The organism is Streptomyces sp. NPDC126503 (assembly GCF_040302405.1).
GTDB classification, from domain to species: Bacteria; Actinomycetota; Actinomycetes; order Streptomycetales; family Streptomycetaceae; genus Streptomyces; species Streptomyces gulbargensis.
The window spans coordinates 22470-35689 of record NZ_JBEORS010000025.1; the positions used below are offsets into that span (position 1 = coordinate 22470).

Sequence of the window (13220 nt, forward strand, 5' to 3'; positions counted from 1 at the left end):
GTATGGCTACGGAAGACGCGGTGCTCGAGGCACTGGCGACGGTGAACGACCCCGAGATCAACAAACCGATCACTGAGCTCGGCATGGTGAAGTCGGTGGAGATCGGACCGGACGGCCGGGTCGCGGTGACCGTCTATCTGACGGTGTCCGGGTGCCCGATGCGCGACACCATCACGCAGCGCGTGTCCGAGGCCGTGTCGCGGGTCGAGGGCGTCACCGGTGTGGACGTTTCGCTGGACGTGATGAGCGACGAGCAGCGCAAGGAGCTGGCGGCGGCGCTGCGCGGCACGACGGCGGAGCGGGAGGTGCCGTTCGCGAAGCCGGGTTCGCTGACCCGGGTCTACGCGGTCGCCTCCGGAAAGGGCGGCGTCGGCAAGTCCTCCGTGACCGTGAACCTGGCGGCGGCGATGGCCGCCGACGGTCTGAAGGTCGGCGTGGTCGACGCCGACATCTACGGCCACAGCGTGCCGCGGATGCTGGGCGCGGACGGCCGCCCCACCCAGGTCGAGAACATGATCATGCCGCCGTCGGCGAACGGCGTGAAGGTCATCTCCATCGGCATGTTCACCCCGGGCAACGCGCCCGTCGTCTGGCGCGGCCCGATGCTGCACCGCGCGCTCCAGCAGTTCCTCGCGGACGTGTACTGGGGCGACCTGGACGTCCTGCTGCTCGACCTGCCCCCGGGCACCGGCGACATCGCGATCTCGGTCGCGCAGCTGGTCCCGAACGCGGAGATCCTCGTCGTCACCACGCCCCAGCAGGCGGCGGCCGAGGTGGCCGAGCGGGCCGGTTCGATCGCGGTGCAGACGCACCAGAAGATCGTCGGCGTCGTGGAGAACATGTCGGGTCTGCCCTGCCCGCACTGCGACGAGATGGTCGACGTGTTCGGCACGGGCGGCGGCCAGAAGGTGGCGGACGGTCTGACGAGGACCACGGGCGCCACCGTTCCCGTGCTCGGTTCGATCCCGATCGACGTGCGGCTGCGCGAGGGCGGCGACGAGGGCAAGCCGGTCGTCCTGTCGGACCCGGACTCCCCCGCCGGCGCGGCGCTGCGCGCGATCGCCGGCAAGCTGGGCGGCCGCCAGCGCGGCCTGTCGGGCATGAGCCTGGGCATCACGCCGCGCAACAAGTTCTGACGCGCCCGAGCGTACGGCGAAGGGGCGCCCCCACCGGGGGCGCCCCTTTCCCGTGCTCCGGCGCTACGTGTACGCGCCGAGGTCCTTGATCTGCGAGAAGCCGAGGCCGTACGCGCTCATGCCGCGCCCGTACGCCCCGAGGTGCACCCCCGAGGCCGACCCGGCGAGGACCCAGCCGAACTCGGTCTCGCGGTAGTGGAAGGGCACGGGGGCGCCGTCCACGGGCAGCGAGAGCGTCGACCAGGCGGGCCCGGCGAGGTCGTCGGCCAGCTCGAAGGCGGTCTCCGTCTGCTGGTCCAGCCAGTGGTCGCGCAGCGCGTGGTCGAGGGAGGCGGGCCAGGTGTGGGCGAGGAGCCCGGAACCGGCCAGCCAGGCGGCGGAGGAGACCGTGGTGGCGTCGAGGACGCCGGTGCCGTCGCCGGTGCGCCGTACGGGGCTCGCCGCCACCGTCACGACGACCGCGAACCGTTCCTTCTCGGCGGCGCTCGCGTCGGACTTTATCGACGGCTCGTCGCCGTGGCCGGTCGATCCGTGCTGGACGGTGCCGTCCGCCGCGGTCCCGACCTGCATGAGCCAGCGCGGCCCGGTGAACGCCTCGTCGAGGCCGTACCAGGCGAAGGACGCGCGCAGATAGCTCTCGGCGGAGCGCCGGGCCGCCCGCGCACCCTCCGCCCGACTCGTGGTCTCCATCTCGGCCGCCTCCTCGTTCGTTCGACAGAGCGAGGATAGCCACCAGGGAGTGCCGGACCGGTGACTGCCCGCCGTCAGGTCGCGTCGGAGTCGTACGGCGGGCGCTCGCCGGCGTCCGGCCGGTCCTTCTTCACGAGGTCGGGCGAGCCGTTCACGGCGGTGACGGCGGCGCCGTTCACCGCGGTGCCGGCGGCCGGGGCTCCGGTGAGGGAGGAGGGCTGGGACTCCCGGCCGTGGACGGCGTCGGCGACCTCGTTCATCTCCTTCTTGAGGTCGAAGGTGCTGCGGAGCTCCTTGAGCTCGCGCAGGTCCTCGTTGCCGTCGAGCTGCTTGCGGATGAAGGTCTTGGGGTTCAGATCCTCGAACTCGAAGTTCTTGAACTCCGGGCCCAGCTCGCTGCGGATGTCTTCCTTCGCGCTGTCGGAGAAGTCACGGACCTTCCGGATGAAACGGGAGACGTCCTGGATGACCTTCGGCAGTTTGTCCGGCCCGAAGACGAGCACGGCCAGCACGACGAGCGTCACCAGCTCGAGTGCGCCTATGTCGGTGAACACCTAGTAGCTCCTTCATGCCGGTCAAGGGCCCCGTCCACGGTACCCGCCGAAACTGCCGGACGGGTACCTCGCGGTGTCCTCCACATGCCGCTCAGGTGCCCTGGGAGGAACCGAGCGTCAGCGTCTTGGTGATCTCGCGGCCGCCCCGCTTGAGGGTCAGTTCGAGACGGTCACCGGGACGGTGGGCGCGGATCTTGACGATCAACTCCTCGCCGTTGTGCACCCGCTGGCCGTCGACGCGGACGATGACGTCGCCCGGCCGCAGCCCGGCCCGGGCGGCGGGCCCGCCGGGGGTGACGGACGGCGCGCCGTCCTTGCCCTTCTCCCCCACGCGGGCGCCGTCGCCGTTGAACTGCATGTCGAGGCTCACACCGATGACGGGGTGGGTGGCCTTGCCCGTGTTGATGAGTTCCTCGGCGACCCGCTTGCCCTGGTTGATCGGTATGGCGAAGCCGAGGCCGATGGAGCCGGCCTGCTCGCCGGCCCCCTCGCCGTCACCGGATCCGCCGGCCGCGCGGATGGCGCTGTTGATGCCGATGACGCGGGCCCGGGAGTCGAGAAGTGGGCCACCGGAGTTCCCGGGGTTGATGGGCGCGTCGGTCTGGAGGGCGTCGACGTAGCTGATGTCGCTGCCGTCGCCCTTCTCGCCGCCGGCGGTGATCGGGCGCTCCTTGGCGCTGATGATCCCGGAGGTGACGGTGTTCGAGAGGTCGAAGGGGGCGCCGATGGCGACGACGGGGTCGCCGACGCGGACGTTGTCGGAGTTTCCGAGCGGCAGCGGTTTGAGACCGGAGACACCGGTGACCCGCACGACGGCGAGGTCGTACCCGGCGTCCTTGCCGACGAGTTCGGCGTCGGCGGTCTCGCCGCTGGAGAACGTGACGGTGATGTCGCCGGAGGAGCCGGCGCCGTCGACCACGTGATTGTTGGTGAGGATGTGGCCCTTGGTGTCCAGGACGAAGCCGGTGCCGGTGCCCGCGCCCCCACCGCCGCTGACGTGGAGGGTCACGACGCCGGGCAGCGCGCTGGCCGCGATGCCGGCGACGCTCTCGGGGGCGCGGCCGGTGTCGGCGGCCTCGGCCTGGGGCAGCTCGACGGTGGTGAGGCCGCCGTGGCGCTCCACGTAGGCACCGACACCACCGCCGATGACGCCGGTGACGAGCGCGAGGAGCAGCGCGCCGACGAGGGCGAGGCCCTTGCCGGGCTTCTTCCTCACGGGCGGCGGCCCGGGGGTGGCGGCGGTGGGGCCGGCGCCCCAGGGGTCGTACTGCACCCAGGGCGCGGGCGCGACGGTCTGCGGCTGCGGATGGGGTACCGGCGCGGTGGGCGCCGGTACGGCCTGCGGCGGCACGGCGGCGGCCGGCCGCTGTACGGGCGGCGCGGGCGCCCACGGCCCGGGCTCCCCGTAGGGCGGCGTCCGGTACTCGTCGGGCGCGTGCAGCGGCTGCGGAGCCGGCGGGGCAGGGGCCTGGAGCTCGCCCCGGTCGTCGTACGAGGCGGGCGCGGGCGCGGCGTCGTGCGGCGGGACGCCGGCGGGCGTGACCGGCGCCGGCGGTTCGTACGGCTCGCCCGGGCGCTCGTCCGGGGCCGCCGTGCGCTCCTTCGTCAGGTCGACGGCCGGCGGGGCGGGCGCGGGGTCCTGCCCGGTGGGCGCGGCGGGCGCGCCCACGGGCTCACCGGCCGGGCCGTCCTTCGTCAGGTCGACCGCCGCCGGGACGGGCTCCGGGGCCTCCGCCGGTGAGGCGGGTCGAGGCGCCTGGAGGGGGAAGTCGTCGTCCGCGGCAGGCGGCGAGGGTATCCGTGCCGCCTCCGGGGCCGTCGAAGGCCGGCTCCACCAGTTCGGCTTCCCGTCGTTCATGCTCTCCCCGCAAACCGCTGACCCGTGCGCGCCCCTGGCTCGGGGCCCCTGACCCTGGATTCAACCAGGTCGCGGGTCAGCGGGGGGAGCCGAGCGGCAGAGTGGACGGGCCCGGGGCGGGGCTCGGCACGGGCCCGAGGGCCAGGTGCGGGACCGGGCCCGTCGGTCGTATGAACGGGGACAGCGCGAACAGCGGGTGCGCCGCCTGGTTCTGGAACCGGACCGCCACGAGCGGCGAAGGGGCGGAGTGCACCGCGACCGGCGGCACGTGCCCGGGCGCGAGAGGTCCGCGCGGCAGGGTGAGCGGCCGGGCGGCGAAGGGTGCCGCCTCGCCCGCGAGGGTCTGCGCGCCGGTGGAGCGCTCACCGGACCGGGCGCCGCGCACGGTGCTCGCGCCGGGCCCGGTCGCGGACGCGCTCGCCCGCAGCGGGGTGATCGCGCTGCCGGTGCCCTGGCCGCGGGCGCCCGCGTTCACGGAGGACTCCAGCGGCAGGGTGCCGCCGAGGGCGATGGCCGCGAAGGAGACGGCGCTGGCCGCGGCGAAGGCGAAACGCCGGCCGCGTCCGGACGGGGCGGCGCCGCGGTCGACCTCGTGGATGCGGAAGCCGCGCCCGGTGCCGGGGGCGGGCGTGACGACGGCCGCCGTGGCGAAGCCGTCGGACTTCACGCCTCCGGAGCCGAGGAGCTCCTCCAGGGGGCCTCTCGGCGCGGCGGGGTCACCAGGGCCCCCGGGGGCCCCCGGTCCTCCCGGGGGTCCTCCGGGAAGCCCCTGGAGGCGCGCGAGGAAGCCCTCGGACGGGGCGGGCGGCGCCGTGGAGGCGAAGACGCTCTTGAGGGTGCGCTGCGCGTCGGCCTCGGCCTTGCAGCGGGCGCAGGTGGCCAGGTGGGCCAGGACCCGCTCACGGGCGTCGTGACCGAGTTCGCCGTCGACGAGCGCGGCGAGCCGGTCCCCGAGGTGGTGCTCCGCGGGGGTCGGCGAAGAGGGACGTGTGCCGCTCACGCTGTCCCGGCCTCCCATCCGACGGCGGCCAGCGCACGCTCCGCCCGGGCCTCGGGCGAGCGGTGCTTGAGCGCCTTCCGCAGGTGGGAGCGGCCGCGGTGGATACGGCTGCGGACGGTGCCGAGCTTCACGCCGAGCGTGGCGGCGATCTCCTCGTAGGAGAGGCCCTCGATGTCGCAGAGGACGACCGCGGCGCGGAACTCCGGCGCCAGGGTGTCCAGGGCCTGCTGCACGTCGGCGTCGAAGTGCGTGTCGTTGAAGGCCTGCTGCGGGGAGGGCTCGCGGCTGGGGAGCCGCTCGGCCGCGTCGTCGGCGAGCGCGTCGAAGCGGATGCGCTGCTTGCGGCGGACCATGTCGAGGAAGAGGTTGGTGGTGATGCGGTGCAGCCACCCCTCGAAGGTCCCGGGGGTGTAGGTCGACAGCGAGCGGAAGACGCGGACGAAGACCTCCTGGGTGAGGTCCTCGGCGTCGTGCTGGTTGCCCGTCAGACGGTAGGCGAGGCGGTACACGCGGCCGCTGTGGGTGCTGACGATCTCCTCCCAGCTGGGCGGAGTCCACGCCTGCGATTCCGCATCCGATGCGAAGGTCGCGGTGGTGGGTGCGGAGTCGGCGGTGCGGATACGGTCAGCGGTGTCGGTCACGGATTTCGGCTCACCCGCCGACCTGAGAAGACGCCGAAGCACTCCTCCCCGATCCACAGGCGCAGCCGCACCTCCCCTGTCGGCTCTGGTGGTGTCCAGCGGAGCCCCTACCATAACCACCTCGCCCGTTAGCTCCGGATAAGAATCTTTACGCGAATTTGGGACGGGCTCGCCCTGCTGACCGGGCTCACCCTCCGCCTCCTGTGAACGCCCGGTCCCATCTGCGGGTTCCCGCTGACAGCGGATACAGTCACCGTTGCGTCAACTACGGGGACAGGAGAGGGCCATTACCGCCAACCGGCAGACGAGCTGGGCGTTCGCCGACGCCTATGTCGCCGAGGACGAAGCTCTGCGCTGGGCCCGGGAGCGGGCCCGCGAGACGGGGCTCCCCTCGGTGTCGCCGGGTACGGGCGCGGCCCTGCGCCTGCTCGCCGCGTCGGCGGACGCCAAGGCGGTGGCGGAGATCGGCACGGGCACCGGCGTGTCGGGCATCTATCTCCTGCTCGGGATGCGGCCGGACGGGGTCCTGACAACGGTCGACCTGCAGCCGGAGCGCCAGCAGGTGGCGAAGACGGCGTTCCGCGCGGCGGGGTTCGCCGGCAACCGGGCGCGGTTCATCCCCGGGCGCGCCCTGGACGTCCTGCCCCGGCTCGCGGACGGCGGGTACGACCTCGTCTTCTGCGACGGCGACCGGCTGGAGTACCTGGACTACCTCGCTGAATCGTTGCGCCTGCTGCGGCCCGGGGGCGTCGTCTGCTTCGAGGGCGTCTTCGCGGACGGCCGCACGGTGGACTCCTCGGCCCAGCCGGCCGAGGTGCAGCGGGTGCGGGAGCTGCTGCGCGCGGTGCGGGAGAGCCAGGAGCTGCTGCCGACGCTGCTGCCGGTGGGCGACGGCCTGCTGTGCGCGGTGCGCCGGGGCTGAGCCGGGCCGTACGGGCCCAGGAGACACCGGCGGATCCGTACGGGGACGCCCCGCCGGAGCCGTACCGCCCCCAGGGCACACGGCCGGAAACACCGCTGCCCCGGAGCGGCGGAGCCGTCCGGGGCAGCGGTGAAGAGTCGTGTACGCGTCAGCCGACGACCTGCTTCAGGGCGTCGCCCAGTGCCTGGGCTTCGTCCGGGGTCAGCTCGACGACAAGCCGACCGCCGCCTTCGAGCGGAACGCGCATGACGATGCCCCGCCCCTCCTTGGTCACCTCGAGCGGGCCGTCACCCGTTCGCGGCTTCATGGCCGCCATGCTCGTTCCCCTTCCTGAAACCAGCTCATCGTCAGCCGGGCAGCTCCATGGGATGGAGCACGCGTCACCGGCTTCGAACACATTGCTTCCAGGTCATTATCCCGCATCGCAGGACCCGATGACCAACATCGATCCGCATCGCTTGGGCAACGCGCTCCCGCAAAACCCCTCATTTCGGCGATCCGCCTGCGATACTTCGCCGCCGCGCGTCCCACAGGCGTCCGGAATTCTTTGACGCAGCTCACATGGGCGGTCGGGATGATCTCCGCCATGCTGGGCGGGTCAACGACGCAATGAGGCGAAGGGGTCCCCGATGGCCGACACGGTCCTGTACGAGGTGCGCGACGGGCTCGCCACCATCACGCTCAACCGGCCGGAGGCCATGAACGCGCTGAACGTCGCGGCCAAGGTGGCCCTGCGGGACGCGGCCGAGGCGGCGGGCGCCGACCCCGCCGTCCGGGCGGTGCTGCTCACGGCGGCGGGCGACCGCGCCTTCTGCGTGGGCCAGGACCTCAAGGAGCACGTGGGCCTGCTGCTCCAGGACGCCGAGTCCGGCACCCGGGAGACCATGACCACGGTGCGGGACCACTACAACCCGATCGTGCGGGCCCTCACCGGTATGAAGAAGCCCGTCGTGGCGGGCGTGAACGGCGTGGCGGCGGGCGCCGGCTTCGGTTTCGCCCTCGCCGCGGACTACCGGGTCGTCGCGGACACGGCCTCGTTCAACACCTCCTTCGCGGGCGTGGCGCTGACGGCGGACTCGGGCGTGTCCTGGACGCTGCCGCGGCTGATCGGCGCGAGCCGCGCCTCGGACCTGCTCCTCTTCCCGCGCTCGATCAGCGCCCAGGAGGCGTACGAGCTGGGCATCGTGAACCGCCTCGTCCCGGCCGCCGACCTGGCCGCCGAGGCGGAGAAGGTCGCCCGCCGCCTCGCGCAGGGGCCGACCGTCGCGTACGCCGCCCTGAAGGAGTCCCTCGCCTACGGCGCCGACCACTCGCTCACCGAGGCCCTCGACAAGGAGGACGAGCTGCAGACCCTGGCGGGCGCCTCGGAGGACCACACGATCGCGGTACGCGCCTTCGTCGCCAAGGAGAAGCCGGCGTACAAGGGCCGGTGACCGGCCGCCCGGGGCGGCGGCGTCAGTTCCCGCCCCGGGCCACACAGCCCGTCACGTGGTCGTCCACGAGGCCGCAGGCCTGCATGAGCGCGTAGGCGGTGGTGGGGCCGACGAACCGCAGGCCGCGCTTCTTGAGCGCCTTGGACAGGGCCGTCGACTCCTCGGTGACGGCCGGGACCTCGGTGACCGTGCGCGGGACGGGACGGTGCGCCGGGTCGGGGGCGTACGACCAGATGAGACCGTCCAGCTCGCCCGGGGACCACTGCGCGAGCAGCTTGGCGTTGGCGAGGGTGGCGTCGACCTTGGCGCGGTTGCGGATGATGCCCTCGTCGGCCAGGAGCCGCTCGCGGTCCGCCTCGCCGAAGGCGGCGACGGCGGCGATCTCGAAACCGGCGAAGGCGCGCCGGAAGCCCTCGCGGCGGCGCAGGATCGTGATCCAGGACAGGCCGGACTGGAAGGCCTCCAGGCTGAGCCGTTCGAAGAGGGCGTCGTCGCCGTGGACGGGGCGGCCCCACTCCTCGTCGTGGTACGTCACGTAGTCCGGGGCCGACAGGCCCCAGGGGCAGCGCAGCCGGCCGTCCGGTCCGGGGATCGCCTCGCCGGTCACGCGCGTTCCCCGTCCGCGCCACCGGAGCCGGACACGGGACCCGGGCCGGCGGCGGGGCCGGAGTCCTGGGCGTCCGCGCCGTCACCGGCGGCCCGCGCGGGCACCGCGCCCGCGAGGGCCTCCTCCAGCTCCGCGATCCGGGCGTCGCGTTCGGCGAGTTCGGCCCCGAGGCGTACGAGGACGTCGTCCACGTCCTCCATGCGGTAGCCGCGTACGGCGACGGGCAGACGGAGCGCCTCCACGTCGGCGCGGTCGACGGGGCGGGTGACCGGAAGGGGGTCGACGAGCTGCTCGGGCGCCACCTCGGGCAGCACCTCGGTGTCGCCGCCGCCGACGACGGCCAGGGTCACGGCGGCCACGACCACGACCATCGTGATGAGCAGAAACCAGAACACGCGCGCCTCTTCCCGGAGTGGAATTCGTCCCGTGCCGATCGTGCCACGTGCCACCGGCGGTTAGGGTCGCAGACGATGCGGGCGACCGGCCACGAGGGAGGACAAAAGGGATGCTGCGCTTGGGACGGCGTGAATTCGGGCCGCACGAGCCGGTGATCATGGCGATCGTGAACCGGACGCCGGACTCCTTCTACGACCAGGGCGCGACCTTCCGCGACGAGCCGGCGCTCGCCCGGGTCGAGCAGGCCGTGGCCGAGGGCGCCGCGATCGTCGACATCGGCGGGGTGAAGGCCGGTCCCGGCGAGGAGGTGACGGCCGAGGAGGAGGCGCGCCGCACGGTCGGCTTCGTCGCGGAGGTGCGCCGTCGTCACCCCGACGTGGTGATCAGCGTCGACACCTGGCGGGCCGATGTCGGCGAGGCGGTCTGCGAGGCCGGGGCGGACCTCCTCAACGACGCCTGGGGCGGCGTGGACCCGCGGCTCGCGGAGGTCGCGGCGAAGTACGGGGCGGGGCTGGTGTGCACGCACGCGGGGGGCGCGGAGCCGCGGACCCGGCCGCACCGGATCGCGTACGAGGACGTGATGGCCGACATCCTGCGGGTGACGGTCGGCCTGGCGGAGCGGGCGGTGGCGCTCGGCGTGCGGCGCGACGGGATCATGATCGACCCGGGGCACGACTTCGGGAAGAACACCCGGCACAGTCTGGAGGCGACCCGGCGGCTCGGCGAGATGACCGCCACGGGCTGGCCGGTGCTGGTCTCCCTGTCCAACAAGGACTTCGTGGGCGAGACCCTCGACCGGCCGGTGAAGGAGCGGGTGCTCGGCACACTGGCGACGACGGCCGTCTCCGCGTGGCTCGGCGCCCAGGTGTACCGGGTGCACGAGGTCGCCGAGACGAGGCAGGTCCTCGACATGGTGGCCTCCATCGCCGGCCACCGTCCCCCCGCCGTCGCCCGGCGCGGCCTGGCGTAGCGGGGGCGGGCGGGCCCGGCGGCCCGGACGGGCCGGTCGGGGGGACGGAGCGCAGCCGTATCCACGACCGGCCGGAGCGCCGGGGCGTGACCTGGAGGGGGCCTAGCGGCCGACCTCCTTGGTGACGAGCGTGACCGCCTCCTCCACGTCGTCCGTGACGTGGAAGAGCAGCAGGTCCCGCTCGGAGGCCTTGCCGCCGGCGACGACGGTGTCGCGCAGCCAGTCGACGAGGCCCTTCCAGTACTCCGTGCCGAACAGCACGATCGGGAAGCGGGTCACCTTGCGGGTCTGGACCAGGGTGAGCGCCTCGAACAGCTCGTCCAGCGTGCCGAGGCCGCCGGGCAGCACGACGAAGCCCTGCGCGTACTTCACGAACATCGTCTTGCGGACGAAGAAGTAGCGGAAGTTCACGCCGATGTCGACGTGCGGGTTGAGCCCCTGTTCGAAGGGCAGCTCGATGCCGAGGCCGACCGAGATGCCCTTGGCCTCCCTGGCTCCCTTGTTGGCCGCCTCCATGGCGCCGGGCCCGCCGCCCGTGATGACCGCGAAACCGGCCTCGACGAGCGCCCTGCCGATCTTCACGCCCGCCTCGTACTCGGGCGAGTCGGGCCGGGTACGGGCCGAGCCGAAGACGCTGATCGCGCCGGGCAGTTCGGCCAGCGCGCCGAAGCCCTCGACGAACTCGGACTGGATGCGCATGACCCGCCAGGGGTCGGTGTGCACCCATTCCGAGTCGCCCTCGGTGTCGAGCAGCCGCTGGTCCGTGGTGCCGGGCTGGACCTGGTCCCTGCGCCGCAGCACCGGTCCGAGCCGCTGCTCCTCCGGCTTCGTGTCCCCTTCGGGGGTCCCCATGGCCTGCTCCCTCCGTCGATCCGTCGATCTTCTGGTCCGGTCAGGGTAGGACGGCGGAGGTGACGAATGGCGAAATTACGGAAGGCGTGCGGTCAGCCAGTCGCGCAGCCGGGCCTCGCAGTGGTGGATCCGGTCGACCTGGACGTGCTCGTCGCGCTTGTGCGCGTAGATGGCGTCGCCGGGGCCGTAGTTGACGGCGGGCACGCCGAGCGCGCTGAAGCGGGCGACGTCGGTCCAGCCGAACTTGGGCTGGGCGCTGCCGCCCACGGCCTTCATGAAGGCCTCGGCGGCGGGGTGCGACAGGCCGGGCAGGGCGCCGGGGCTCTCGTCGTCCACGACGAACTCGGCGACGCCGCAGCCGTCGAAGAACGCGCGGACGTACGCCAGGGCCTCGGCCGGGCTGCGGTCGGGGGCGTAGCGGTAGTTGACGGTCACCGTGCAGACGTCGGGGATGACGTTGGTGGCGACGCCGCCCTCGATCCGTACGGCGTTGAGGCCCTCGTGGTACTGGAGGCCGTCGATGACCGGCTTGCGCGGCTCGTAGGAGGCGAGGCGCTCCAGGATGGGGGCGGCGGCGTGGATGGCGTTGGAGCCCATCCAGGAGCGGGCGGAGTGGGCGCGCTCGCCGGCGGTGCGCAGGACGACCCGCAGGGTGCCCTGGCAGCCGCCCTCGACCTGGCCGTCGGAGGGCTCGAGGAGGACCGCGAAGTCGCCCTCCAGCCACTCGGGATGGGCGGCGGCGACCTTGCCGAGACCGTTGAGGTCGGCGGCGACCTCCTCGTTGTCGTAGAACACGAAGGTGAGGTCGCGGTTGGGCTCGGGCACGGTGGCGGCGATCCGCAGCTGGACGGCGACGCCGGACTTCATGTCGGAGGTGCCGCAGCCCCACAGGACGCCGTTCCCGTCGAGCCGGGAGGGCACGTTGTCGGCGATGGGCACGGTGTCGATGTGGCCGGCGAGCACGACGCGCTCGGGGCGGCCGAGCATGGTGCGGGCGACGACGTTGTTCCCGTACCGGTCGACGGTGAGGTGCGGCAGGGCCCTCAGGGCCCGCTCGATCGCGTCGGCGAGCGGCCCCTCGGTCCCGCTGACGGACGGGAAGTCGACGAGGGCGGCGGTGAGCGCGGCACCGTCCTGGGACAGGTCGAGAGCGGCGTCGAGCGGGGTGATGTCAGCCATATGCCGACCCTAACCCGGGCTCCAGTACGGTGGGCCCCGTGTCCGAGCCCATCCGCCCCGCCCGTCGCGGTCGCCTCGCCCGTTCGGCGGCCGCCCTCGCCGTGCTCTGCGGCCTCGCCGGTTACATCGCCGTCCACCAGCTGACGGGGAGCAAAGGCGCGCCCCGGTGCAGTGTGGGCAGCGGCGAGAACCGGTACGAGTTCGCGCCGGAGCAGGCGTCGAACGCGGCGACGATCTCGGCGGTGGGCACCGGCCGGGGGCTGCCGGAGCGGGCCGTGACGATCGCCCTGGCGACGGCGCTGCAGGAGTCTGCGCTGCGGAACATCGAGCACGGTGACCGGGACTCCCTGGGGCTGTTCCAGCAGCGGCCCTCGATGGGCTGGGGGACGCCGCGGCAGATCATGGACCCGGTGTACTCGGCGACGAAGTTCTACGAGGGCCTGGAGAAGGTCCCGGGGTACTCGCGGCTGCCGCTGACGGTGGCGGCGCAGAAGGTGCAGCGGAGTGGTTTCCCGCAGGCGTACGCGAAGCACGAGCCGGACGCGGCGCTGCTCTCGGCGGCGCTGACGGGCCGGGCGCCGGCCGCGCTGTCCTGTACGGCGCGCGTGACGGAGGACCGGCCGGGCGATCCGCGGCACGTGCGCGAGGAGCTGGCGCGGGACTTCGGCCGCGGGGCGGTGCCCACCGCGGTGACGGGCGGGTCGAGCGCGGGCCGGTCCGCCTCGGGACCGCCGGTCCTGACGCTCCCGGTCCGGCCGGTGACGGGCACGGGCCGGGCCGCCGGGGAACGGCGCGGCTGGGAGCTGGCGCAGTGGGCGGTGGCGCGGGCGGAGGAGCTGCGCGTCGTGGAGGTCGCGTACGGCGACAAGGTCTGGCACGCGAGCGACTCGGGCGGCGGCTGGGACCCCGCCTCCGGCTCCTCGGCCGCGGAGCCGGGCACGGTCCGCCTGCGCCTGGCGCAGTAGGGGGCCCGCGGACCCCG

Annotated in this window: 15 protein-coding genes; 5 read left to right on the forward strand and 10 right to left on the reverse strand. The window is 73.5% G+C overall.

Annotated elements, in window-relative coordinates; genetic code table 11:
• The first annotated feature begins 2 nt into the window (after positions 1-2).
• Complete coding sequence (locus ABTY40_RS25930; RefSeq protein WP_309057788.1) at positions 3-1136, forward strand: Mrp/NBP35 family ATP-binding protein; 1134 nt, start codon at positions 3-5, stop codon at positions 1134-1136.
• A gap of 63 nt (positions 1137-1199) precedes the next feature.
• On the opposite strand, the gene ABTY40_RS25935 is transcribed toward ABTY40_RS25930, so the two are convergent.
• The 5 genes from ABTY40_RS25935 to sigE form a co-directional block, all read right to left on the reverse strand.
• Positions 1200-1826, reverse strand: a complete 627-nt coding sequence (locus tag ABTY40_RS25935) for a hypothetical protein (RefSeq protein WP_345287117.1) — start codon at positions 1824-1826, stop codon at positions 1200-1202.
• A gap of 74 nt (positions 1827-1900) precedes the next feature.
• Positions 1901-2380 (reverse strand): sec-independent translocase, encoded by a 480-nt coding sequence (locus tag ABTY40_RS25940; RefSeq protein ID WP_352061729.1) that lies wholly within the window; start codon positions 2378-2380, stop codon positions 1901-1903.
• Between the two features lie 91 nt (positions 2381-2471).
• Complete coding sequence (locus ABTY40_RS25945) at positions 2472-4238, reverse strand: trypsin-like peptidase domain-containing protein (protein WP_352061730.1); 1767 nt, start codon at positions 4236-4238, stop codon at positions 2472-2474.
• A 76-nt stretch (positions 4239-4314) separates the two neighbouring features.
• A complete protein-coding gene (locus ABTY40_RS25950; RefSeq protein WP_352061731.1) occupies positions 4315-5238 on the reverse strand; it encodes an anti-sigma factor family protein in 924 nt (307 codons plus the stop codon).
• Positions 5235-5993: an RNA polymerase sigma factor SigE gene (gene sigE / locus ABTY40_RS25955; protein WP_309055152.1), complete on the reverse strand. Its 759-nt coding sequence runs from the start codon at positions 5991-5993 to the stop codon at positions 5235-5237. The genes ABTY40_RS25950 and sigE overlap by 4 nt, the downstream gene beginning before the upstream one ends.
• Positions 5994-6135: 142 nt before the next feature.
• Between sigE and ABTY40_RS25960 the strand changes: the two genes are divergently transcribed.
• Positions 6136-6801 (forward strand): O-methyltransferase, encoded by a 666-nt coding sequence (locus ABTY40_RS25960; protein ID WP_345287126.1) that lies wholly within the window; start codon positions 6136-6138, stop codon positions 6799-6801.
• A 148-nt stretch (positions 6802-6949) separates the two neighbouring features.
• Here ABTY40_RS25960 and ABTY40_RS25965 read toward each other — a convergent pair whose 3' ends face one another.
• Positions 6950-7117, reverse strand: a complete 168-nt coding sequence (locus ABTY40_RS25965) for a DUF3117 domain-containing protein (RefSeq protein ID WP_073809075.1) — start codon at positions 7115-7117, stop codon at positions 6950-6952.
• A 313-nt stretch (positions 7118-7430) separates the two neighbouring features.
• Between ABTY40_RS25965 and chcB the strand changes: the two genes are divergently transcribed.
• On the forward strand, positions 7431-8234 hold the full coding sequence (chcB, locus tag ABTY40_RS25970; protein WP_352061732.1) for a 2-cyclohexenylcarbonyl CoA isomerase: 804 nt from the start codon (positions 7431-7433) through the stop codon (positions 8232-8234).
• Between the two features lie 22 nt (positions 8235-8256).
• Here chcB and ABTY40_RS25975 read toward each other — a convergent pair whose 3' ends face one another.
• Both ABTY40_RS25975 and ABTY40_RS25980 read right to left on the reverse strand, forming a co-directional pair.
• On the reverse strand, positions 8257-8841 hold the full coding sequence (locus tag ABTY40_RS25975) for a DNA-3-methyladenine glycosylase I (RefSeq protein WP_352061733.1): 585 nt from the start codon (positions 8839-8841) through the stop codon (positions 8257-8259).
• The gene (locus ABTY40_RS25980) at positions 8838-9236 is read right to left on the reverse strand and encodes a hypothetical protein (protein WP_352061734.1); all 399 of its coding nucleotides are present in this window, start codon (positions 9234-9236) and stop codon (positions 8838-8840) included. Before ABTY40_RS25980 ends, ABTY40_RS25975 begins: the two co-directional genes overlap by 4 nt.
• A 110-nt stretch (positions 9237-9346) precedes the next feature.
• Between ABTY40_RS25980 and folP the strand changes: the two genes are divergently transcribed.
• The gene (gene folP / locus ABTY40_RS25985) at positions 9347-10207 is read left to right on the forward strand and encodes a dihydropteroate synthase (protein WP_352061735.1); all 861 of its coding nucleotides are present in this window, start codon (positions 9347-9349) and stop codon (positions 10205-10207) included.
• 102 nt (positions 10208-10309) lie between these two features.
• Here folP and ABTY40_RS25990 read toward each other — a convergent pair whose 3' ends face one another.
• Complete coding sequence (locus ABTY40_RS25990) at positions 10310-11059, reverse strand: LOG family protein (RefSeq protein ID WP_345284812.1); 750 nt, start codon at positions 11057-11059, stop codon at positions 10310-10312.
• A 75-nt stretch (positions 11060-11134) separates the two neighbouring features.
• Complete coding sequence (dapE, locus tag ABTY40_RS25995; protein ID WP_352061736.1) at positions 11135-12238, reverse strand: succinyl-diaminopimelate desuccinylase; 1104 nt, start codon at positions 12236-12238, stop codon at positions 11135-11137.
• Positions 12239-12267: 29 nt separating this feature from the next.
• Between dapE and ABTY40_RS26000 the strand changes: the two genes are divergently transcribed.
• Positions 12268-13203 carry a VldE C-terminal domain-containing protein gene (locus tag ABTY40_RS26000; protein ID WP_352061737.1) on the forward strand — a complete coding sequence of 312 codons (936 nt, stop codon included), beginning with the start codon at positions 12268-12270 and terminating at the stop codon, positions 13201-13203.
• The last annotated feature ends 17 nt before the right edge of the window (positions 13204-13220 follow it).

Excerpts from the sequence above, each read along its gene's own strand:
- sigE (WP_309055152.1), bottom strand. The coding sequence starts at position 5,993 with ATGGTAGGGGCTCCGCTGGACACCACCAGAGCCGACAGGGGAGGTGCG.
- ABTY40_RS25930 (WP_309057788.1), top strand. The coding sequence starts at position 3 with ATGGCTACGGAAGACGCGGTGCTCGAGGCACTGGCGACGGTGAACGAC.
- folP (WP_352061735.1), top strand. The coding sequence starts at position 9,347 with ATGCTGCGCTTGGGACGGCGTGAATTCGGGCCGCACGAGCCGGTGATC.
- ABTY40_RS25945 (WP_352061730.1), bottom strand. The coding sequence starts at position 4,238 with ATGAACGACGGGAAGCCGAACTGGTGGAGCCGGCCTTCGACGGCCCCG.
- ABTY40_RS25935 (WP_345287117.1), bottom strand. The coding sequence starts at position 1,826 with ATGGAGACCACGAGTCGGGCGGAGGGTGCGCGGGCGGCCCGGCGCTCC.
- ABTY40_RS25990 (WP_345284812.1), bottom strand. The coding sequence starts at position 11,059 with ATGGGGACCCCCGAAGGGGACACGAAGCCGGAGGAGCAGCGGCTCGGA.
- dapE (WP_352061736.1), bottom strand. The coding sequence starts at position 12,238 with ATGGCTGACATCACCCCGCTCGACGCCGCTCTCGACCTGTCCCAGGAC.
- ABTY40_RS25965 (WP_073809075.1), bottom strand. The coding sequence starts at position 7,117 with ATGGCGGCCATGAAGCCGCGAACGGGTGACGGCCCGCTCGAGGTGACC.
- chcB (WP_352061732.1), top strand. The coding sequence starts at position 7,431 with ATGGCCGACACGGTCCTGTACGAGGTGCGCGACGGGCTCGCCACCATC.